Annotated in this window: 19 protein-coding genes, 6 tRNA genes and 2 pseudogenes; 5 read left to right on the top strand and 22 right to left on the bottom strand. The window is 60.1% G+C overall.

All coding sequences use genetic code 11. The features are described 5' to 3' along the window. Positions 1-265 precede the first annotated feature (265 nt). Together U5L98_RS06460 and U5L98_RS06455 are read left to right on the top strand one after the other, a co-directional pair. The gene (locus U5L98_RS06460; RefSeq protein ID WP_322557507.1) at positions 266-706 is read left to right on the top strand and encodes a translesion error-prone DNA polymerase V autoproteolytic subunit; all 441 of its coding nucleotides are present in this window, start codon (positions 266-268) and stop codon (positions 704-706) included. 36 nt (positions 707-742) lie between these two features. Further along, on the top strand, positions 743-2,017 hold the full coding sequence (locus tag U5L98_RS06455; RefSeq protein ID WP_322557506.1) for a Y-family DNA polymerase: 1,275 nt from the start codon (positions 743-745) through the stop codon (positions 2,015-2,017). 173 nt (positions 2,018-2,190) lie between these two features. Here the strand turns inward: U5L98_RS06455 and U5L98_RS06450 are convergent. Beyond that, a pseudogene (locus tag U5L98_RS06450) lies at positions 2,191-2,619 on the bottom strand (transposase); the annotation flags it as partial. Positions 2,620-2,797: 178 nt separating this feature from the next. Here U5L98_RS06450 and U5L98_RS06445 point away from each other — a divergent pair. Together U5L98_RS06445 and U5L98_RS06440 are read left to right on the top strand one after the other, a co-directional pair. Further along, positions 2,798-4,159 carry an IS1380 family transposase gene (locus U5L98_RS06445; RefSeq protein ID WP_322557505.1) on the top strand — a complete coding sequence of 454 codons (1,362 nt, stop codon included), beginning with the start codon at positions 2,798-2,800 and terminating at the stop codon, positions 4,157-4,159. Continuing rightward, positions 4,153-4,671, top strand: a complete 519-nt coding sequence (locus U5L98_RS06440; protein ID WP_322557504.1) for a hypothetical protein — start codon at positions 4,153-4,155, stop codon at positions 4,669-4,671. The genes U5L98_RS06445 and U5L98_RS06440 overlap by 7 nt, the downstream gene beginning before the upstream one ends. A 195-nt stretch (positions 4,672-4,866) precedes the next feature. On the opposite strand, the gene U5L98_RS06435 is transcribed toward U5L98_RS06440, so the two are convergent. From U5L98_RS06435 to U5L98_RS06340, 21 genes and pseudogenes are all read right to left on the bottom strand, one after another. Then, entirely contained in the window at positions 4,867-6,315 is a 1,449-nt protein-coding gene (locus U5L98_RS06435; RefSeq protein ID WP_322557503.1) for an RES family NAD+ phosphorylase, read from the bottom strand. A gap of 363 nt (positions 6,316-6,678) precedes the next feature. Beyond that, positions 6,679-6,801, bottom strand: coding sequence for a DUF4113 domain-containing protein (locus U5L98_RS18710; RefSeq protein ID WP_416208210.1), 123 nt, complete (start codon positions 6,799-6,801; stop codon positions 6,679-6,681). After that, positions 6,802-7,173 (bottom strand): hypothetical protein, encoded by a 372-nt coding sequence (locus U5L98_RS06430; protein WP_322557502.1) that lies wholly within the window; start codon positions 7,171-7,173, stop codon positions 6,802-6,804. Beyond that, complete coding sequence (locus U5L98_RS06425; protein ID WP_322557501.1) at positions 7,174-7,305, bottom strand: hypothetical protein; 132 nt, start codon at positions 7,303-7,305, stop codon at positions 7,174-7,176. 150 nt (positions 7,306-7,455) lie between these two features. Further along, a complete protein-coding gene (locus U5L98_RS06420; protein WP_322557500.1) occupies positions 7,456-8,148 on the bottom strand; it encodes a tetratricopeptide repeat protein in 693 nt (230 codons plus the stop codon). Positions 8,149-8,388: 240 nt separating this feature from the next. Beyond that, positions 8,389-9,342, bottom strand: coding sequence for an IS1595 family transposase (locus U5L98_RS06415; protein WP_322557499.1), 954 nt, complete (start codon positions 9,340-9,342; stop codon positions 8,389-8,391). A 186-nt stretch (positions 9,343-9,528) separates the two neighbouring features. Beyond that, positions 9,529-9,714 carry an SOS response-associated peptidase family protein gene (locus U5L98_RS06410; protein ID WP_322557498.1) on the bottom strand — a complete coding sequence of 62 codons (186 nt, stop codon included), beginning with the start codon at positions 9,712-9,714 and terminating at the stop codon, positions 9,529-9,531. A 67-nt stretch (positions 9,715-9,781) separates the two neighbouring features. Then, on the bottom strand, positions 9,782-10,654 hold the full coding sequence (locus U5L98_RS06405) for a GIY-YIG nuclease family protein (RefSeq protein ID WP_322557497.1): 873 nt from the start codon (positions 10,652-10,654) through the stop codon (positions 9,782-9,784). 434 nt (positions 10,655-11,088) lie between these two features. Beyond that, a pseudogene (locus tag U5L98_RS06400) lies at positions 11,089-12,216 on the bottom strand (IS1380 family transposase); the annotation flags it as partial. Positions 12,217-12,421: 205 nt separating this feature from the next. Next, positions 12,422-12,509 (bottom strand) — tRNA-Ser (locus U5L98_RS06395). A 126-nt stretch (positions 12,510-12,635) separates the two neighbouring features. Beyond that, positions 12,636-13,139, bottom strand: a complete 504-nt coding sequence (locus U5L98_RS06390; RefSeq protein WP_322557496.1) for a YiiD C-terminal domain-containing protein — start codon at positions 13,137-13,139, stop codon at positions 12,636-12,638. Positions 13,140-13,169: 30 nt separating this feature from the next. After that, positions 13,170-13,733: a DUF2799 domain-containing protein gene (locus tag U5L98_RS06385; RefSeq protein ID WP_322557495.1), complete on the bottom strand. Its 564-nt coding sequence runs from the start codon at positions 13,731-13,733 to the stop codon at positions 13,170-13,172. Positions 13,734-13,821: 88 nt separating this feature from the next. After that, the gene (locus U5L98_RS06380; protein WP_322557494.1) at positions 13,822-14,382 is read right to left on the bottom strand and encodes a nitroreductase family protein; all 561 of its coding nucleotides are present in this window, start codon (positions 14,380-14,382) and stop codon (positions 13,822-13,824) included. A 43-nt stretch (positions 14,383-14,425) separates the two neighbouring features. Further along, positions 14,426-15,262, bottom strand: a complete 837-nt coding sequence (gene queF, locus U5L98_RS06375) for an NADPH-dependent 7-cyano-7-deazaguanine reductase QueF (protein ID WP_322557493.1) — start codon at positions 15,260-15,262, stop codon at positions 14,426-14,428. A gap of 1 nt (position 15,263) precedes the next feature. Continuing rightward, positions 15,264-16,037 (bottom strand): ABC transporter permease, encoded by a 774-nt coding sequence (locus U5L98_RS06370; protein WP_322557492.1) that lies wholly within the window; start codon positions 16,035-16,037, stop codon positions 15,264-15,266. Beyond that, positions 16,034-16,996, bottom strand: a complete 963-nt coding sequence (locus U5L98_RS06365; RefSeq protein ID WP_322557491.1) for an ABC transporter ATP-binding protein — start codon at positions 16,994-16,996, stop codon at positions 16,034-16,036. The genes U5L98_RS06370 and U5L98_RS06365 overlap by 4 nt, the downstream gene beginning before the upstream one ends. 136 nt (positions 16,997-17,132) lie before the next feature. Continuing rightward, positions 17,133-17,208, bottom strand: a tRNA-Glu gene (locus tag U5L98_RS06360). A gap of 114 nt (positions 17,209-17,322) precedes the next feature. After that, positions 17,323-17,397 (bottom strand) — tRNA-Gly (locus tag U5L98_RS06355). 26 nt (positions 17,398-17,423) lie between these two features. Continuing rightward, positions 17,424-17,499, bottom strand: a tRNA-Glu gene (locus tag U5L98_RS06350). A 205-nt stretch (positions 17,500-17,704) separates the two neighbouring features. After that, positions 17,705-17,779: transfer RNA gene (locus U5L98_RS06345), tRNA-Gly, on the bottom strand. 23 nt (positions 17,780-17,802) lie between these two features. After that, a tRNA-Glu gene (locus U5L98_RS06340) sits at positions 17,803-17,878 on the bottom strand. A gap of 191 nt (positions 17,879-18,069) precedes the next feature. Between U5L98_RS06340 and msrB the strand changes: the two genes are divergently transcribed. Then, the gene (gene msrB, locus U5L98_RS06335) at positions 18,070-18,471 is read left to right on the top strand and encodes a peptide-methionine (R)-S-oxide reductase MsrB (RefSeq protein ID WP_322557490.1); all 402 of its coding nucleotides are present in this window, start codon (positions 18,070-18,072) and stop codon (positions 18,469-18,471) included. Positions 18,472-18,518: the final 47 nt, after the last annotated feature.

Here is an 18,518-nt window from a genome sequence, read left to right as displayed (position 1 = left end):
ATTGGCTAGCACGACTGGACGTGCATGCTGCCATTTCCGGCATGTCAGCTTTGTGTCGTGAGCTGATATACAACCGGTACCTGTATCCGGGTCATCGATTGATAATAATTGGCCGCTATTTCGCACTCCCTTGCTATCTCAGTACCTCAGTCAGGTTAGCAGCATCATCCTGAGGATGCTTGCTACCTTCGTGGCGTTGTGGGCTTGGCAGGCATGGTGCCTTGTCTGTTACTGTATATATATCAGGTATCGATAGGAGCCCACCATGCCGCATGACCCCTTGATCCTGGCTCACCCGGAGCCGCCGTCACTGCCGCTTCCCTTTCCCTTGCCACTGACACGAGCGGGGCTGTCGGGCTTTCCCAGCCCCGCCCAGGACTACGAGGGGCGCACCCTGGATCTCAACGAACGTCTGGTGAAGCGCCCGGCATCGACCTTCTTAATGACGGTGACCGGTGACAGCATGGAGGCGCTGGGTATCGGCGCAGGCGATCTGCTGGTGGTCGACAGTGCCATCGAGCCTCGACCGGGACACATTCTGGTGGCCTCGGTGGAAGGGGAACTGGTGGTTAAACGCTATGAACTGTTGGGCAACCGGCCCTACCTGACCTCGGGTAATCCTACCTATCCCCCCATCCCCGCCGCAGACCTGGAGTGCCAGGCCTGGGGCGTGGTGAAGGCGGTGGTGCATGAGTATTCGGTATAGCGGGGAATAGCAGGGAATAGCAGGGAATAGCGGGTCATGATCGGGCTTATCGACTGCAACAACTTCTATGTCAGCTGCGAGCGCGCCTTCCAGCCTCGGCTGGAGGGCGTGCCCGTGGGGGTCATGTCCAATAACGATGGCTGCGTGATCGCGCGTTCCAACGAGCTGAAGGCCTTGGGCGTGGAGATGGGCACCCCGGCCTTCGAGCTGCGTCCACTGCAGCGGCGTCAGCGGATCGAACTGCTGTCGTCCAACTACGAGCTCTACGGCGACATGTCCTCACGGGTGCAGCAGGTGCTGGAGGAGTTCTCTGCCGGGGTCGAGCCTTACTCGATCGACGAGATGTTCGTGCGTTTCGATAGCTTCACCGTCGATCAGATGCATGGCCATGCGCAGGAACTGTTCACCAAGGTACGGCGCTTCACGCATATCCCGGTCAGCGTGGGCATTGCCCCGACCCGTACGCTGGCCAAGCTGGCCAACCGGGCGGCCAAGAAGATGCCCGCTTTTGGCGGCGTCTGCATGCTGAGAACCGGCAGCGCCGAGTGCGAGGCGTTGCTGAAGCAGATTTCGTTGGGTGACGTCTGGGGTGTGGGACGTCGGCTGGTGGAGCGCCTTGAGCTGCTGGACATCCAGTCGGCATGGGACCTGGCCCAGGCGGACCCCAAGCAGATTCGCGAGCGGTTCTCGGTGACCCTGGAACGTACTTGCCTCGAGCTGAAGGGCATTCCCTGCATCGAGATGAACGATCCGGGGCAGGCGCGTCAGCGGATCATGACCTCGCGCTCCTTCGGCCGACTGACCGACAAACGGCAGGAGATCCATCAGGCGATCCGTCAGTATGCCCAGCGCAGTGCCGAGAAGCTGCGTGCCCAGGACAGCCTGGCGCGTGCCGTCTACGTATTCCTCAAAACCAACCGACACCGGCCTGACCTGCCGCAATATTCACCCAGCGCGATCGTGGAACTGCCGCAGCCCACCGATGACAGTCGAGACATCCTGCATGCCGCCAGTCAGGCCCTCGAAACCATCTACCGACCAGGCTATCGCTTCATGAAGGCGGGAGTGATGCTGGTCGACCTGGTGGATGCCAACCGGCAACAGCTCTCGCTGCTGGATACCACGGAGAGCCGAGCCGACCGAGAGCGTAATGACCACCTTATGGCGACCCTCGATAGCCTCAATGGCCGGATGGGACGTGGCACCGTGACCTTCGGCCGTCCCTCGCCTGGAGCTGCCTGGCATCTGCGCTGTGCCAACCGGACACCGCGCTGGACGACCCGCTGGGACGAGTTGCCTAAGATACGCTGACCCCTCACTCGCATAGCAGACTGCCATCCATGTCATCGGCTTCGGCCTGCATCATCACGTTTGGAGTGACAATTTTTAAAAGGCGTTTTCAGGTTAATCAATAGTTTACGCTGCTATCTTTCGACCTCGAGAATTGAAATGGACCCCACCGTCAAGACAGAAAGTGCATGAGTTTAAGCAATGACCTGAGCCTCATTCGCAGCTGAACAGCGCTGTCTTGGTCCCACTGAGTCACCGGTCGGTATCGCCCCCGGTCCGTACTTGTCCACGATTAGTGCGCCTCCGCCCTGCCGAGCCCGGTAGACTGTGTCCGGTGTCTCGTTCGCCAGCGCTTGGTGAGGGCGCTCGTCATTGTAGAACGCGAAGTATTCCGTCAACCCGAGCGTCAGTTCCACCGGAGTCGCATAGCCCTTGAGGTAGACGTCCTCGTACTTCACCGTTCGCCACAGGCGCTCGACGAAGATGTTGTCGAAGGCACGGCCTCGGCCATCCATGCTGATCGTGATGCCCTCGTGCTTCAGCACACCCGTAAACGCCTCGGCCGTGAACTGAGCACCCTGGTCGCTGTTGAAGATCTCGGGGCGCCCGTACAGGCGCAGGGCTGCAAGGCTAGACCGGCGAGTTAGACCCGCAATGGATTTAGATGATGTGCTCTTTCTAGACGCTGGGCTATTTAGTCGTATACAAACCTGAATCCGTGAAATCGGCACCTCAAATCGCTTCTAACCCCCTGATGCGCATGGCAATATATCGATTGTCGCCGTTCACCCGGACATTTCCATGCCCAACGTCAAGTTCCGCGCCAGTCGCCGCACCCTCACCAGCCATGCCGGGCTGTCGATTATCGGGCAGTGCCTCGAGATCGCCGGCGTCGACAGCATCGACGGACGCTTCCCCACCACGCTGGGCATGCGTACCAGCGACGTGATCAAGAGCTACCTGGGCCTGCTGTGTTTGGGCATGAGCGACTATGACGCTATTGAGAACTTTCGCCGTGACAAGCCCTTCCAGCAACTGCTGACCCTACAGAAGGTGCCGAGCACCGCGACGCTGCGTCAGCGGATGGAGAAGCTCGCCGCCCAAGACCTGCAGGCGCGCACCGCCACCTGGTCCACCACGCTGCTGTCGCTGGCGGAGGTGCCCATCAGCGCCGAGAAGGGCCATGTCTGCTTGGATATCGACACCTTCGTCATGGACAACAGCAACTCGAAGAAGGAAGGCGTCTCGCGGACCTACCAGAAGGTCGATGGCTACACCCCGATCGCCGCTTATCTGGGCAACGAAGGCTGGTGCCTGGGCCTGGAGCTGCGCCCCGGCAAGCAGCACACCATGAAGGAGAGCAACGCCTTCCTGGAGCGGGTGCTACCCCGCGCCCAGGACCTGACCGAGCAACCGATCCTGCTGCGCGAGGACAGTGGCTTCGACAGCCAGGCGCACCTGGCCCTTATCGAACGGCACCGCCAGGCGTTTGCCGATGCGGGCCGCCGGCTGGATTACCTCATCAAATGGAACCCACGCGACTCGGCCAAGGCCGATCAGGACACCTGGCTAGCGGTAGCGGCTGACTATTGGCAAGAGCTGCGCCCTGGCAAGCGCCAGGCGCTGTGGACCCAGACCGTCTCGATCCGCGACGACAACAAGGTCGAATACGTCGTCAAGCGCGTGATGCGTCTGGTGGAGCGCACCGCCGATCGCGATGGTCAACTGCTACTCGAACCGGACTATGAGCTGGAAGGCTGGTGGACCAGCCTGGACGAGGCGCCGGAGGCGGTGATCAAGCGCTACCAGGCGCATGCCACCCACGAGCAGTTCCACAGCGAGATCAAGACCGATCTCGACCTGGAGCGGCTGCCCTCGGGCAAGTTCGCCACCAACGACCTGATCCTGCATCTCGCCCAACTGGCCTACAACATCTTGCGCCTGATGGGGCAGCTGGGCATGACCGGTGAGCTGAGCCCGGTCCGCCACCCGGCTAAGCGACGAAGGATACGGACTGTGTTGCAGGAATTGGTGCATCGAGCGGCTCTGGTGATTCACAAGGCGCGGCAAATCATCCTCGACTTCGGGCAGGACATCGGGCGCATGACGGTGTTGAACACCCTGCGAAGCCGCCTACGTTACCCGCGAGGCTCGCCATGTTGACCGCCGTCCGAAGACACTTTATCCACAGGCACTTCCGAGCGACGCGCAATCGCCAGACCGGCCGTGCCTGGTGGGTGAAAAAGCCGGAAAAGCCGGGCTATCTGTACCGTTCGGAACGGGCATTTTCGGTGACATCGCGCTCAATCACCCCGCAATTTTCGAATCAGGTGATCAAAAAATACTTGCTGGCGGTGATAGGGAAAGTGTCGGCACGAGCTTCACGGATTCAGGACAAAGAATGCCTACGTTCGACTCAGGAAAAGCTCATGGCTCGTCGTCCGGCCTACAAAAAGATCCACTATGTCCGTGCCATTTATAATCCGAACACCCACCCGGGAGCGTCCTTCGGGGAGCTGGTGCGCGAGGCACTTCGATTGAGGGCCACTGTCAGTGAGACAAAGGTTTCCATGACCACTCTTGGTGAAGTGGCAGTACGACAACGCCATAGCCAATGGCGCCAAGCCAACCAACCAACCAATCAAGCTTGCTCTCGGCGCCGGGGCGCCAGGTGAGGCTATGGGGACGTTCCCGGCAGGTCACCGATGCCGAGGTGCGAAGGATGGTGAAAAAGCTGAATGACCGCCCCCGAAAGCGGCTCGGCTACCGGACACCGGCACAGGTGTTCATGGGGGAATACTCTGGAGCCCTGGACACCTCAGGTGCTGTTTTTTTTATGAAATTCAGTGGATTATTAAATCGACATCGCTTTAATTCCACCGATATCGCTTTACGTCGTACTCATTACACTGGTATTGAACCCAACGCACGATGTGCACTTTTACGCTCTCAAGGTCGTTCCGCAACGTCACATCTCGGAGATCAATATTGCCAGCTTGCCATGCACTGACGACGAATTCGTCTAGACCGGGCAATTGGTCCCCTTCGTGTTCTTCCTTTGATGAACTGTTGGGCGAAAGACGTTCGCTTACTAAGTAATCCACTTCCCAGCCGTCCTCACTCATATGGCCTGTACTCGCCTCGATATCAGCTCCCTTTGGGATATCCATCGCTTCAACTCGCGCTGCCTTGTGGAATAGGACAACGTTCAAAAAGTCACCTGTCGCCTGGACAGATGGAAAAATAATGCCATCGAGCACAGGATCGTTTTCTGTTGCCAAAAAATCAGCGATTGCCTGTGTAGGGAGATACTCCAAGGCCTCATCGTCCGGCATGACGGGCCTAGCAATACGCTGGCTTAGGGAGCGCAGGAATGTCGCGCGCTCAAGTCGAGCGGCCCACCCGGGATCAAAGATACTGCCGACCTCAGCCACTGCTCTAAGGGCAGTGAGATCCAGCAGTCGAATGGGACGGATGATCTCAAAGCGCGCGACCGCCACTTGGCTTCCCACCGGCGGCCTGACCTCGGCAATCGCCACCCCTGGATCTGTTGCGCCATAGAAGACTGATATACCTCGTGCATTCATTCGCCCAGCGGTCGCTAGAACTGCTGGTGGGGGGCCAATATGAAGGTCCGGGCGGCAAATCGCCTCTTGCAACATTTTTTCAGACTGAAAGACGCGCGCTCTGTAGATAGTGGACAGATTTGTCTGAGCTCCCGCATCAATAACCAGCGGTCTGCCGTCGGTCGCATACATTCCATCGATTCCGCCAAAGACCGACGCCAGATGCCCTGCTGCGGTCCGACTGAAGAAGCGCGCCTCAGTCTTCAATGAACGTTCAAAATCGCGCCACTCCTCTTGCCACACATCATCACTGGATCCCTTTTCCTCGTAGTAGGACTCCGAACAGAATTCACTTTCTTCGCCCATCGCTGCGGCATCGAAATCGGCGTACTGGTCGTCCAATATAACCTGGATATCCTCTGCCGCAGGCTCCGGAATGTCTGCGGCATTTGCGATCGCCCAAATGACTGGCTCACCATCGCGCTCCCAGTCATAGCTTGACTCCCGATCCGACAACAGAGACTGCTGCCAGGCCGTGGGTTGGTCTGAGGTCCGCCTGAAATGCTGTTCGAATGCCGTCTCAACGCGCTCTGCAATGGCCCCAATTGTGTAGGACCGAACGCTACGACTGCAGTAGGAGCAACGTCCTCTTTGGCCCTTTTGTTGCACCTCGTCTTTCAAGTACTGTTCACCGATACACTGGTAGCAAAGCCTCTTTATCTTCAGTTTTTCAAAATCATAATTTTCGTTCATGTATCCGCCTTACACTATGCAAAGTAGACGAGGTTCGGGCGCCGACAAAGGCTTTATGCCGTGCCGAAATAGCGGCCATAGACAGGACTGCGGATCATTGGACACTCATTTGTAGATGACAGGCATCACACTGCAAATTTTGCGTGACGGCCAATGCCAAATAAAGCGTAGTAGTTAGACAGCGTGTTCTATGATTGGTGGAAAATGCCAGCACGTTGGCTGGAAAATATTGCCTGCTAAAATTACGTCAACCTACTGAATATAAATAATTTTAGATTAAAATTAGGCTGTATATCCAAGATCCGCACCCCTTCTGCATTTCCCGAAATGTTGGCTTTACATCGATCACCCCCATCCAGCGCCTCATCCTCTTACCCTGACCAGCTCCTCCCACCGAATCGTGTACTTGGGTGTCCTACGCTCACATCGTAGCGCCCAACCGTTGCCTTGTCTCGGCAAACCTAGCCTGACGGTGTCGCGGCCCAGCTATCGGTTGAGCTTGTCGACGGTTGCAATCAGACGTCGGCTGCGCTGCCGGTCGGCCTCGCTCTTCGTCGTCTCGTCCAGGGAGAGCTGGCGGCTGGTATCGGCTGTGAGGTCGTGCAGCATCATGCCGGCCTTCTGGTGGCGGTAGCCCTTGGCGAAGATGGTCTCGAGGCCAAGACCGGCGGCGTGAGCGATCTCGCGGGTGTCGTCGGTGGGACGAAGCAGCGGGACGACAACGATTTTGCGGTACTGGGGCTGGTCGAGCTGGAAGGGTATGGTGCGCGCGAAGACCATCACTGCACTGGTGACGCTTCCCTGACGACGCAGCTTCTTCCCTGCCCTGGCGGCGTGCTGACGGACGGCTTCGCGCACTTAGCCGAGCAGGTCTTCGGTGTAGAGCGCGGAGGCGCGGTCATAGCCGCTGGCCGGGCCGGCCTTCCAGCCGTGGGCCGTCATGGCCTCGATGATGTCCTGCTGGAACGGCGCTTCCCTGCAGTCCGCCATGTTTGCTCCCTCCTGCATGGTTCTTATGGCACTTAGCCTACTTGCTCAGCCGAACCCGCGCCAAAAAAGATCGCCATTGCGGTTCGTTACGATGATGCCTCCTTTGAGGCAATCGACTCATCGCGTTTCAGTTTCATGAAGGCCCGAGCATTAATAGAGTGAAGCTGCGATCTGTTGTGCTGTCTCCAGCTGCTCCGGGGTTAAAAGATTTGCGATTATTTCGCGATTAAATTTTGCACTTTCATTGCCTTGTGCAGCAGAAAGGCTTGCCAGGACATATGCAAAAACATAATCTTCCTCGACGCCTAGCCCTTGAGCATACATGTTGCTTAAATTATATTGTGCATCTGCATCACCTTGCTGAGCAGCAGATTTATACCACTTAACTGCCTCGGAATAGTTTTGCGGAACCCCAACTCCTGACAAATAAATATTTGCAAGATTTGTTTGTGCTTTCGTGAACCCATTTTCTGCGGCCTGCCGAAGATAATTCACCGCTTTTTTCCGATCCATGCTCACCCCATCACCGTGATACAGTTGTTCGGCGGCAAAAAACTGTGAAGCAGCATGACCATCACTCGCCGCTCTCTGATACCATAATGCAGCCAGCTCCTTATTTTTCTCTACACCTTTTCCAAAATAATACATGTTGGCAATGTTATACTTTGCTTCGGCACTTCCGTTTTCTGCAGCTTTCTCCCATGCAGACAAGGCTTTTTGATACTGGCCAGCCTTATAAAGGTGAGCTCCTTCTGACAAGCTATCGGAACTGACTTGCAGACTTGTGCTGAGCAAAAGAGAAAAAAGCAATCCGACCCACGACCTTCTAGATATTAAATTCATGTAAAACCTCAATATATTTTCAATTATGCATAAAAGTTTTTAACTTACGATTGCGAGACATTGTTTTAATTTTCGGTCAGTGCTGATTATTTATCAAATGATCAGAAAGCGTTTTGGACGCCATTTATTAACAAGTCAGAATGAAGCGTCCTTGGGTCATAATCTCTCCGTTTGAATGGCTCCGATGTGAGTTTGTGATCCTCTTGGCGACGCCATGGGCGGACTCTTCTTAGGACCTGATTAGCAATGAAGCTCAGCCGACCGAATCACCCGCTGGGGCCGCGGCTTGCAGCGTACCGCGGCGATGAGCAGCCGGGTCGGCAGCTCCCTGAGGTCGAAGCGGCGGTTGAAGCGATAGCTGAACGCGGCCAGATAGCGCGCCGCATATTTCTGAAAACCGAAGGCATGGTACGCCCCTGAGAGGCTGGTCTTGAGATTACCGAGGACGGTATTGATCCAGTGAAACTCGGGCACGTCCTGGGGTTTGCGTCCCGCGATGACGGTGGGCTGATGCGTACAGTCGACGCTGGTGACGGCACCGAAGCAGGCCAGGCCATCGGAGTAGACCGTGCTGCCAGGTCGCAGCGTCGTCTTGGCCCACTCGGCGATCGCCTCACGGCTGAAGGCCGCCACGGGGGTGAGCCTGACGTAGCGCGGATGGCCCGCTTCGTTGAGCGAGACGGCGGCCACGAAAGGCACCTTGTTCTCCGATCCGCGCCCGGCCTTGCCGCCGCGGCGTTCGCCGCCCAGGTAGGCATCGTCGACCTGGACCGGACCGTCGAGGACGTAGCGCGCCTCGCGCTCCGCCATCGCCTCCATCACCTTGTGGTGGATGAGCCAGGCTGTCGGGTAGCTCACCCCGAGGTCACGCTTGAGGGCCAGCGACGACAGCCCGGTCTTGGCCTGGCTGATGAGGTGGATCGCCAGGAACCAGGTGGTCAGCGGCAGCTTGGTGCCCTGCATCAGGGTGCCGGCGATCAGCGAGGTCTGGTGACGGCAGGCACGGCACTGGTATAGCGTATGGTGCCGCCGGCGCACCCGGGAACAGGACGTGCCTTCGCAGCGCGGGCAGCGAAAGCCGTCCGGCCAGCGCGTCTGCTCCAACACCGCCGTACACTGCGCTTCGGTCCCATAGCGCTCGAAAAACTCGGGCATCGACAGGCCGGGCTGAAACTGGATGGGGTTCATGGCCATGACGTCATCCTCCGCCTGAAAGCTATATACATGTACAGTATGGTTTTGTCGTCATCAGGGCAAACCGGGCTGACGATCATTGCTAATCAGGTCTTAGGATACCGGGAAACCACAGGGGTTCCCCGTCATAGCGCCTCATGGGTAGTGGGCTGCGGCGCCTTGTCGTCGACCCAGGGTTCGGTAGCCTCACCATAGCGCGTCTAGGCACAGCTCGCCGCTCTCATCGTTCCGGCGCACCGCACTGATCCAGGTGCCCGGCGCAACGTTATAGCGAGGCGTCAGCTCACCCTCGGCAAGCGGCAGCTTGAGGGATGCTGCCAGGCTGGGGAAGTCACTGTAGAGGGCGAAACGGCCGCACATGATTCCCCCCATCAAGAGAGCTCTTCCGCGATCTCTTCGGCTGCCGCACTCACCTGCCTATCCTGCCATTCACCATAGGTCAGGCCGCTGTCTTCCGCCTTCCATGAGGTCCGCCCGTTGGCGCTGCGGCCGGAGACAACGGCGGGGCGGCGCTAGGGCTGCTGAAGCTCTGATCTTCGTTAAATACTCGAGTCTTGTTGTCGTATTCCACCAGCACCCCATCTTCACAAAGCTGGTTGTAGAGACTCTGATAGCCGCCCTCGGTGCCAACCCAGCTGCCTCGGGCGAGTGAGCCCTTGAAGACGTAAAACTCGCCGTCGGACTCCTGTCCCGTGGCGCGAATGCCGTGCCGTGGCATCTCCAGGCTAAAGCTCGGAGAGGCCTCGGGCTCGGCAACAGGGACAGATTCAGGAGCACTCGAGGGGCGCGAAGTCTCACGCAGGAAGTCGAGGCCCAGCACCGGCAAAACGGTGCGTATCTGCTCAATGAAGAACGCCATATCGGCCCGGTCCGACTCGGGCAGGTTGATGTACTCGTGGGCGGTACGGTTGATCAGCTTGCAGCGACCGACCTGGCCAGCGTTCTGGATCAGCAGGCTCTCAAGGTACTTCACGCGGGCCTTGGTGAGGTTCTGGTCCTTGCTGGTACCCAGGCAGACCTTCTCCCAGAAGTCCTTGCCGCCGTTGTCCTCCGGGCGGTTGTGCTGTTTCAGCCGGGTGCCGACGTCGTCACTCTCGCCGATGTTGACCAGCGGGCACAGACTATTCTCTGGGTCAGGGCCGACGAGGAGATAGATTCCGGTGCGGCCACACTCAGGGCGCTGAACCAGTTCGCTGAGCTTGCTACGTGGCCCGGTGAGTACATGCCCTGTCCAGTTCATGATCTCGGCGGTCGGGAGGCCGTTGGGCATGCCGTCCACTAGGAAGAGCCGGATGCTACGTCCCTGGCTCATAGTGCCTCGCGTTCCAGGCGCCGCAGCAGGGTGAAGTACAGGAAGATCCGGCCATACTGGGACTACTTGAAATCAACGCGCAGTAGGTCCGACACGAACCAGATAAAGGCCGCCAGCTGAGAGTGACTCTCTGTGCTCACGATGCTCCTCCATGTATTGGTGCTGACGATGATTGTTGCGATCCATCATACACAGCGAAGCGGAGTGAGGGGCAGGGTCAGCCTAGACAGTGAGAACCTGTCAGATATCCCTCCAAAGACTGTCAGCGATCACCTACAGCAGTCGCACTGACGTTAGGCCATGGTGATAGCGAGTGTCACCAAAGACCTGATGCCCGAGTGCCTGAAGGATCGGGGATCTCTCTGGTCGATCTGGAGAAGAGTGTCGATTGGTGACCTACCAAGTGGAGTTGGGCAACTCCTCGCGCATGACCTCCACCCTAGCTGGGTCTGTTGCTCCAGTAAGCAGCGCAGGCCATGCAGCACCTGGTAGGCGTAGAGACTCAGCAGCAGGCCCACTTCGTTGCGGGCCATCACGTCCTGGACGGTGGAGTCGCCGCGATCCGTCGAGGAGAGGTGCACGTCGAGGGCCGATTTCACCTCGCCCATGTGGGATTCGGCGCTACCGCGCTTGCGGTACAGCGCCAGGACCTTCTGCGGTGGCCAGTCGAACTTGCTGAGGTTGGTGACCAGGAAGAAGGCATGCAGCAGCAGGTCGTCGGGACGCTCCTGTACCACCAGCACCACGCGGCGTGGCGTCGGCCAGGAACCGGCTTGATACTCAAGGTCGTGGCACCACTCCCGGGTCTGCTCAGGTGGGCGGCCTGGTGGGCGCTTCAGGTACGGTGCCGCCAGCTTCTGAAGGCCCGTGTGGCTGCGCAGCCGGCCCAGGTACTCGATGCCGCGATCTTCCAGGGCCTCCAGCGTGTCGTTGCCGGTGAAGCCGGCATCGATGCGCACGCGGACCTTGGCCTCAGTGCTTTCGTTGAGCCGCCGTACCAAGTGCGGAATCCAGGTGTCGGCGTTTTCGGCCGGGCCGGCGTTGCCCTCGCGCAGCAGGCCGCCGACCATGTCGCCGGTCTCGGCCAGCGAGGCAATCAGCGGCGAGTAGATCCGTGCGCCGACATGGCCGTGGTAGGACGAGCCGCCCTGGTGGCCGAACACCTCGATCGGCAGGCCGTCGATATCCAGCGTCAGGCTTTCTGGCCGTTCGCCGCCATTGAGCGAGGTCAGCCGCCAGATCGCCAAGCGCAGCAGGCCCTCATGCACGGTATCGATGTTGTCGTCGCGCCCCAGAGAGGTCAGAAGCCGCGACAGAGTAGCTTGCTAGTACCGGACCTTCGCCAACGGCGACGTCCCCCGCGTATCGCTGCAAGCCAGCTGCCAGAGCGGATCGCGACTCAGTGTGGTGGTATCGCTGAGATCAATCCAACCCATGGCACACTGCAGCACCACAGTGCTCAGCTGACTAGCCTACGAGTGGCGGACCCGCTGATCGACAAGATGGTCCTCAAGGGCGTCAATCAAGCCGCTGCTGTCGAGGGCTTCACGCAACAGCAAAGCAAGATAGTGCTGCAGAAGCAAAAGCATTGATACGCGACTCAGAAAGCCCCAGCACAGAATCTGAGGGTATGATTTCAGTGTCGGTTGTCCGATGGGTTCCTGGAGAGTTCAGTGGAAGCCAGAAATAAAGTATGGGCTGGAGTATGGGCTATAAACATTCAGACAAAGAAAAAGCCGCTGAATTCAGCGACTTATCTATAATTTGTGGCGGAGGGGGAGGGATTCGAACCCTCGAAGCCTTTCGGCTTACGCACTTTCCAGGCGCGCTCCTTCGACCACTCGGACACCCCTCCACATTGTGATTCTCGATTCGAAAGCAGATCCAGGCCATGTTGGCGCGGAGGGCTTTTTCCTCCAGAACGGCGCGTATGCTAACGGCTTAAGTACGCGATTGCAAGCCGGTTTTCCTCATCGCCGGCTCAACTGGCGGGCAGCACGGCATAATCGCCGCGAGCTTCAAGACAGAGGGTATCGCCGCACCAGAGTCGCTGAACCAGGGCGATACGGCCCCTCCCGTGTAGCTCGAGACGCTCTGCAAGCCGTGCGGTGGCATCGTCGGTAGCGGGCACGCAGACCAGGCGGTAGTCACCGGTCACCGGGGCCAGGAAACGCTGGGTGGCCTCAGCCACCACAACGTCGCGGGTGAGCCCATGACGGCGCAGCCATAGGGTGGTCCAGCACCAGCCCAGCAGGGTGGTCTGGCCGGCGAGGGCACCGCCGAAACCGGTGCCCTTGTCGTTCAGACTGGGAATAAGCGAGAGCGCCCAGGTCAGGGAGTCGCCATCGCGGCTCATCTCGCGGATGCCCAACGCGGGGACCATGGGGATCGCTTCACCGAGCCAGGAAAGGAACTGGTTAGGATCGTCCTCCTGGCCGGGGGCGGGCAGTGGCAAGCGCGGGTGGGGAATACCGATCTCTCGCATGATTCGGCTCCAGACATGATGGGGTCAGTGCTATTGGGAACGCAGGCGGCCGTAGCGTCCGTGATACCGCTCGAGGTACAACAGTTCCTGCTGGCGGAAACGATAATCGCGATAGAGACTTCTCAGCTCCCGGTGTAGCGCCTGACGTTTGTCGTTGGCAACTTCCTCGTCGTCCAGTCGATGCTCGACGCGCTGGATCCGGCGCTCGACTTCCTCCACCGCGCTCTCCGCCTCGTGAATAACCAGGCCCTGGCGGTAGCTCTCCAGGAAGTTGCCCTCGAGCAGTGCCGGGCAGACACCCTGATAGGTTGCCCCGCGACGCCCCTCCCGATAGGCATTGGCCGGGGTACAGTAGTCAAACAACCCCCACTCCCTGCCTCGGTAGTAAGCCTCGGCATCAGGCCGGATGCCGAAGTCGGCACAGGCCTTGGCGTGCTCGAAGAGCCGAGCGCGCGGCTGGCCCTGCGAGCCATCGATGCGTCCGATCTCTTGCCAACTGGCGGTGCGGCATTCGCCCTCCGACAAGCTGGCGCAACCCGAGAGGATCAGAGCAAGCAATATTAAGAAGGATGTCAGGAGATAGCGACGGGTCATGGCAAACGTCCAGGCAGGGGTGCTCCGCATGGAAGGAAGAGCTGCAACCAGTATGGCCAGGCAACTGAAAAAATGGTTCGCCAATCGCTCAGTCCCAGCGCTCCACGTAGTCGTCGATGTCATGGTCCGGTAGCGGCTTATGACGCCCGCCTGGGGTTCCCAGGTAGATGAAGGCGACGATCTCGTCATCCTCGGCGAGCCCCAGACCCTTGTGCACCGTGGAATCGAAGGCGTACTTGCCACTGCGCCACATGGCGCCGAGTCCCTGGGCGTGGGCGGCGAGCAGGATGCCGTGGGCCGCGCAGCCGGAAGAGATCACCTGCTCGATCTTGGGTACCTTGGGGATCTCAGGAGTCACCTTGGCGATCACCGCGATGATCATCGGAGCACGCAGCGGCTTCTTGCGCGCCGCGTCGAGGGCCGCATCGCCGACATGGGGATCCTCACGAAACTCCGCCTCGGCAAACAGCTCGCCGAGGCGCGAAAGGCCCTCGCCCGAGAACTCGATGAAGCGCCAGGGGCGCAGCTCCTTGTGATCCGGCGCACGCAGTGCCGCCCGATACATGGCTTCGAGCTGCTCGGGGCTCGGCGCCGGGCCCATCAGCTTGCCCATGGAGCTACGTTCGTGCAGCAGCGTCATCGCGTCCATGTTGTTCTCCTGTTGAGGTTCAGTCGGCACTCTACCCAAGCGACTACTGGCGCGCCAGCCGCAGCGGTTCGGGCGGGTGCTCGCCGGGAGTGGCACGCCAGGGGCTGATGTCCAGCCCGCCACGGCGCACATAGCGCGCCAGCACCAGCAGGCGTTCAGGGCGGGCCCGAGTCATCAGGTCCGTGAAGATGTGTTCCACGCAGTGCTCGTGGAAGTCCTGGTGCTGGCGGTAGCCGATCAGGTAGCGCAACAGTCCCTCGCGCTCGATCCGCGGACCCCGGTAGCGGATCAGCACGCTGCCCCAGTCGGGCTGCCCGGTAACCGGGCAGTTGGACTTGAGCAGATGCGAATACAGCGTCTCCTCGACGATCTCGTCCACTACTCGCAGGTGCTTGTTGCTGGGCGCGTAGTCCGCAACCTCGATATCCAGGTCGTCGATACACTCGCCGGGCAGGCGCCGCGGCGCCAGCGCCTCGTGGTCGACATCGAACAGCTCGACGGAGACCGCAGCTCCAGCGGCAAGGGACAGATCGGATATCAGGGTATCGATGACCTGCGCGCGACTCTCGAAGCGGGTCTGGTTGAAGCCATTGAGGTAGAGCTTCCAGGACTTCGATTCGATCAGGTTCGGCGAGTCCGCCGGCAGGCGAAAACGCGCCACGGCCACCAGGGGCTTGCCCTTCTCGTTGAGCCAGGAGACCTCGAAGGCGTGCCATTCGTCTTCACCGACGAAGGGCAAGGCGCCCTCCTCGATGCCCAGCGGCGCCCGGTTAGTGGCGCGGGGAATGGGGAAGAGCAGCCCGGCATCGTAGTGCTCCGGGTAGGCGGCCTCGCGCCCCAGGGGCGCATGCGCGAGCGTATCGGGACGGTGGTGTGACATGTCAGCTCCTGATGCCCTTGCCGCGCTCCAGCATCCACAGCGCCACTCCGAAGAGCACGGTGATGAAGGCCAGGATGGCGGCCAGCGCCCAGCCCACGGGAATGTCCGAGACACCCAGGAAACCGTAGCGGAAGACGTTGACCATGTAGAGGATGGGGTTGAGCATCGATACGCCCTGCCAGAAGGCCGGCAGCAGCGAGATGGAATAGAAGACCCCGCCGAGGTAGGTCAGCGGCGTGAGCACGAAGGTCGGCACGATAGAGATGTCGTCGAACTTCTTGCCCAGCAGGGCGTTGATGAAGCCGCCGATGGCGAACAGTGCCGCGGTGAGCACCACGACGAAGACCGTCAGCAGCGGGTGCGCCACCTCGAGCCGGGTGAAGAACAGCGACACCAGGGTGACGATCAGCCCCACGCCGAGGCCACGGGCCATGCCACCCAGCACGAAGCCGGTGAGGATCACCCAGTTGGGCATCGGCGAGACCATCATCTCCTCGATGGAGCGCTGGAACTTGTTCGAGAAGAAGCTCGAGGCCACGTTGGAGTAGCTGTTGGTGATCACCGCCATCATGATCAGCCCCGGGACGATGAAGTCCATGTAGCTGTAGCCATCCATCTCGCCGATCCGCGAGCCGATCAGGTTGCCGAAGATGATGAAGTACATGGTCATGGTGATCGACGGCGGCAGCAGGGTCTGGGGCCAGATCCGCGTGAAGCGCTTGACCTCCTTGTGCACCAGGGTCCAGAGGGCGATGGCGATCTGGGTCGGATTCATGCGCGCGCCTCCGCCGCCTCGGCGGCCGCCTTGTCGCTGTTGCCCTGCTCCACCATGGAGACGAACATCTCCTCAAGCCGGTTGGCGCGATTGCGCATCGACATCACCTGCAGCCCTTGGGCGCTGAGCGCCTCGAAGACATCGTTGAGGCGCTGGCCGCGGTGCACCACCACCGCCAGCTGGGCGGCATCGACCCGGCTCACTTCGAAGCCCGCCACCTCGGGTGCGGCCTCGATCGGGTGCGCCAGGTCGAGCAGGAAGGTCTCGGTATCGAGCTCGGCGAGCAGGTCACGCACGCTGGTGTTACGGATGATTTCGCCGTGGTTGATGATCCCCACGTTGCGACAGAGGCTCTCGGCCTCCTCCAGGTAGTGGGTCGTAAGGATGATGGTGGTGCCCTCGTCGCGATTGATGCGGCGCATGTACGCCCACATGCTGCGGCGCAGCTCGATATCCACGCCGGCGGTGGGCTCGTCGAGGATCAGCAGTCGGGGCCGATGCATCAGGGCACGGGCGATCATAAGCCGTCGCTTCATCCCGCCGGAAAGCATCCGCGCGCTGCCGTTGCGCTTGTCCCACAGGCCCAGGTCGCTCAGCAGTTCCTCGGCGCGGGGCAGTGCCTCGCGACGCGACATCCCGTAGTAGCCGGCCTGAGCCAGCACGATGTCGATGACCTTCTCGAACTGGTTGAAGTTGAATTCCTGGGGCACCACGCCGAGATGGTACTTGGCCCGGGCGAAGTCCCGGTCGATATCGATGCCGAAGATCGATACCTGGCCCGCGGTCTTCTGCACCAAAGAGCAGACCACGCCCAGGGTGGTCGACTTGCCGGCGCCGTTGGGGCCCAGCAAGGCGTAGAAGTCGCCCTCGGCGACGTCGAGGTCGATGCCCTTCAGTGCGTGAAAACCATTGCCGTAGACCTTGGTCAGGCCACGGATGGAGAGTGCCGGTTCGACCATGAGCGATCCAGTGGAAAGGAGGAGTCTCTGTGAAGAGCACGAATGATGGCGATGCCAAGAAATAACTTCAAGTCGCCGCCACGGGAGACAGGCCCCGGGAAAACAGCAGAGGGGGTGCGAGGGTGATGCGAAAGGGTGGCGTCCCATAGGGGGTTCGAACCCCTGTTACCGCCGTGAAAGGGCGGTGTCCTAGGCCACTAGACGAATGGGACACAAAAGGAGGGGCGATTTGGAGCGGGAAACGAGATTCGACGGGGCTGCCGTCAGCTGGGCCGACACATCGGATCGTGACCCGAGCCTTGGCTCGAGATACGCTTGATTACGCTTGGAGCGGGAAACGAGATTCGAACTCGCGACCCTCGCCTTGGCAAGGCGATGCTCTACCACTGAGCTATTCCCGCAGGACTCGCACTGACAAAACCGGAAGTGGCGTCCCATAGGGGGTTCGAACCCCTGTTACCGCCGTGAAAGGGCGGTGTCCTGGACCACTAGACGAATGGGACGCATTAGCTGTTCTAGCTTGGAGCGGGAAACGATATTTGACGGGGCTGCCACCAGCCGGGCTGGCGCTCCAGCTCGCGAGCCGAGCCTTGGCCTGATCAAAACGCTACCCAAACCAAAATGGAGCGGGAAACGAGATTCGACCGGGCTGGCGCTCCAGCTCGTGAGCCGAGCCTTGGCCTGATCAAAACGTTACCCAAACCAAAATGGAGCGGGAAACGAGATTCGAACTCGCGACCCTCGCCTTGGCAAGGCGATGCTCTACCACTGAGCTATTCCCGCACTCCGGTACCTGATGAGTCGAGTGGCGTCCCATAGGGGGTTCGAACCCCTGTTACCGCCGTGAAAGGGCGGTGTCCTGGACCACTAGACGAATGGGACGCAATGTCTCGGCTCGTCGAGGTGCGGCGAATATTACCCAGCGCCCGGGAAGCTGTCAAGCCTCTCTCTTTCGGCGTTGATATCGCGTGACCGATGCTGCCCCGCAACTGGAAATACCCGCCCGAGTTGATGTCAGAATGGGGGCTAAACGCGCCGGGCCCACACCCGGCTCCAGAACGAGGAGAGAGGCCATGCGCAGCAAGATCCAGAAGAGCGATGCCGAATGGCAGCAGCAGCTGACGCCCGAGCAGTACCGTGTCACCCGCCAGAAAGGCACCGAGCCGCCCTTCAGCGGCCACTACCACGTGAGTGATGAGCATGGCATTTATCACTGCGTGTGCTGCAACGCCCCGCTGTTCGAGAACGAGCACAAGTTCGAGGCCGGCTGCGGCTGGCCCAGCTTCGATCGTCCCTTCACCTCGGGCTGCGTGACGGAGCAAACCGATTCCAGCCACGGCATGCAGCGCACCGAAGTGAACTGCGCGCGCTGCGATGCCCATCTGGGCCATGTATTCCCCGATGGCCCCCAGGAGACTACCGGGCTGCGCTACTGCATCAATTCGGTGGCGATCCAGTTCCACGCCGGGGAGTAGTCTTTGCTAGTGACCGCCCTCCCCTGAGACGGCCGCCCATCTGCTAT

The sequence above is a fragment of the Halomonas sp. genome (genome assembly GCF_034520545.1).
In the GTDB taxonomy this organism is placed as follows: Bacteria; Pseudomonadota; Gammaproteobacteria; order Pseudomonadales; family Halomonadaceae; genus Halomonas.
Note: the sequence above shows the minus strand (reverse complement) of the source record. Positions and strands in the feature narration are given on the sequence as shown.

What these genes read in the sequence shown, in the direction of transcription:
- U5L98_RS06420 (WP_322557500.1), bottom strand. Translation starts at nt 8,148, where the DNA reads ATGAATTTAATATCTAGAAGGTCGTGGGTCGGATTGCTTTTTTCTCTT.
- U5L98_RS06460 (WP_322557507.1), top strand. Translation starts at nt 266, where the DNA reads ATGCCGCATGACCCCTTGATCCTGGCTCACCCGGAGCCGCCGTCACTG.
- U5L98_RS06410 (WP_322557498.1), bottom strand. Translation starts at nt 9,714, where the DNA reads ATGGGGGGAATCATGTGCGGCCGTTTCGCCCTCTACAGTGACTTCCCC.
- U5L98_RS06365 (WP_322557491.1), bottom strand. Translation starts at nt 16,996, where the DNA reads ATGGTCGAACCGGCACTCTCCATCCGTGGCCTGACCAAGGTCTACGGC.
- U5L98_RS06440 (WP_322557504.1), top strand. Translation starts at nt 4,153, where the DNA reads ATGTTGACCGCCGTCCGAAGACACTTTATCCACAGGCACTTCCGAGCG.
- U5L98_RS06455 (WP_322557506.1), top strand. Translation starts at nt 743, where the DNA reads ATGATCGGGCTTATCGACTGCAACAACTTCTATGTCAGCTGCGAGCGC.
- U5L98_RS06380 (WP_322557494.1), bottom strand. Translation starts at nt 14,382, where the DNA reads ATGGACGCGATGACGCTGCTGCACGAACGTAGCTCCATGGGCAAGCTG.
- U5L98_RS06385 (WP_322557495.1), bottom strand. Translation starts at nt 13,733, where the DNA reads ATGACCCGTCGCTATCTCCTGACATCCTTCTTAATATTGCTTGCTCTG.
- U5L98_RS06405 (WP_322557497.1), bottom strand. Translation starts at nt 10,654, where the DNA reads ATGAGCCAGGGACGTAGCATCCGGCTCTTCCTAGTGGACGGCATGCCC.
- queF (WP_322557493.1), bottom strand. Translation starts at nt 15,262, where the DNA reads ATGTCACACCACCGTCCCGATACGCTCGCGCATGCGCCCCTGGGGCGC.
- U5L98_RS06390 (WP_322557496.1), bottom strand. Translation starts at nt 13,139, where the DNA reads ATGCGAGAGATCGGTATTCCCCACCCGCGCTTGCCACTGCCCGCCCCC.
- U5L98_RS06435 (WP_322557503.1), bottom strand. Translation starts at nt 6,315, where the DNA reads ATGAACGAAAATTATGATTTTGAAAAACTGAAGATAAAGAGGCTTTGC.
- U5L98_RS06445 (WP_322557505.1), top strand. Translation starts at nt 2,798, where the DNA reads ATGCCCAACGTCAAGTTCCGCGCCAGTCGCCGCACCCTCACCAGCCAT.
- U5L98_RS06370 (WP_322557492.1), bottom strand. Translation starts at nt 16,037, where the DNA reads ATGAATCCGACCCAGATCGCCATCGCCCTCTGGACCCTGGTGCACAAG.
- U5L98_RS06425 (WP_322557501.1), bottom strand. Translation starts at nt 7,305, where the DNA reads ATGGCGGACTGCAGGGAAGCGCCGTTCCAGCAGGACATCATCGAGGCC.
- msrB (WP_322557490.1), top strand. Translation starts at nt 18,070, where the DNA reads ATGCGCAGCAAGATCCAGAAGAGCGATGCCGAATGGCAGCAGCAGCTG.
- U5L98_RS06415 (WP_322557499.1), bottom strand. Translation starts at nt 9,342, where the DNA reads ATGGCCATGAACCCCATCCAGTTTCAGCCCGGCCTGTCGATGCCCGAG.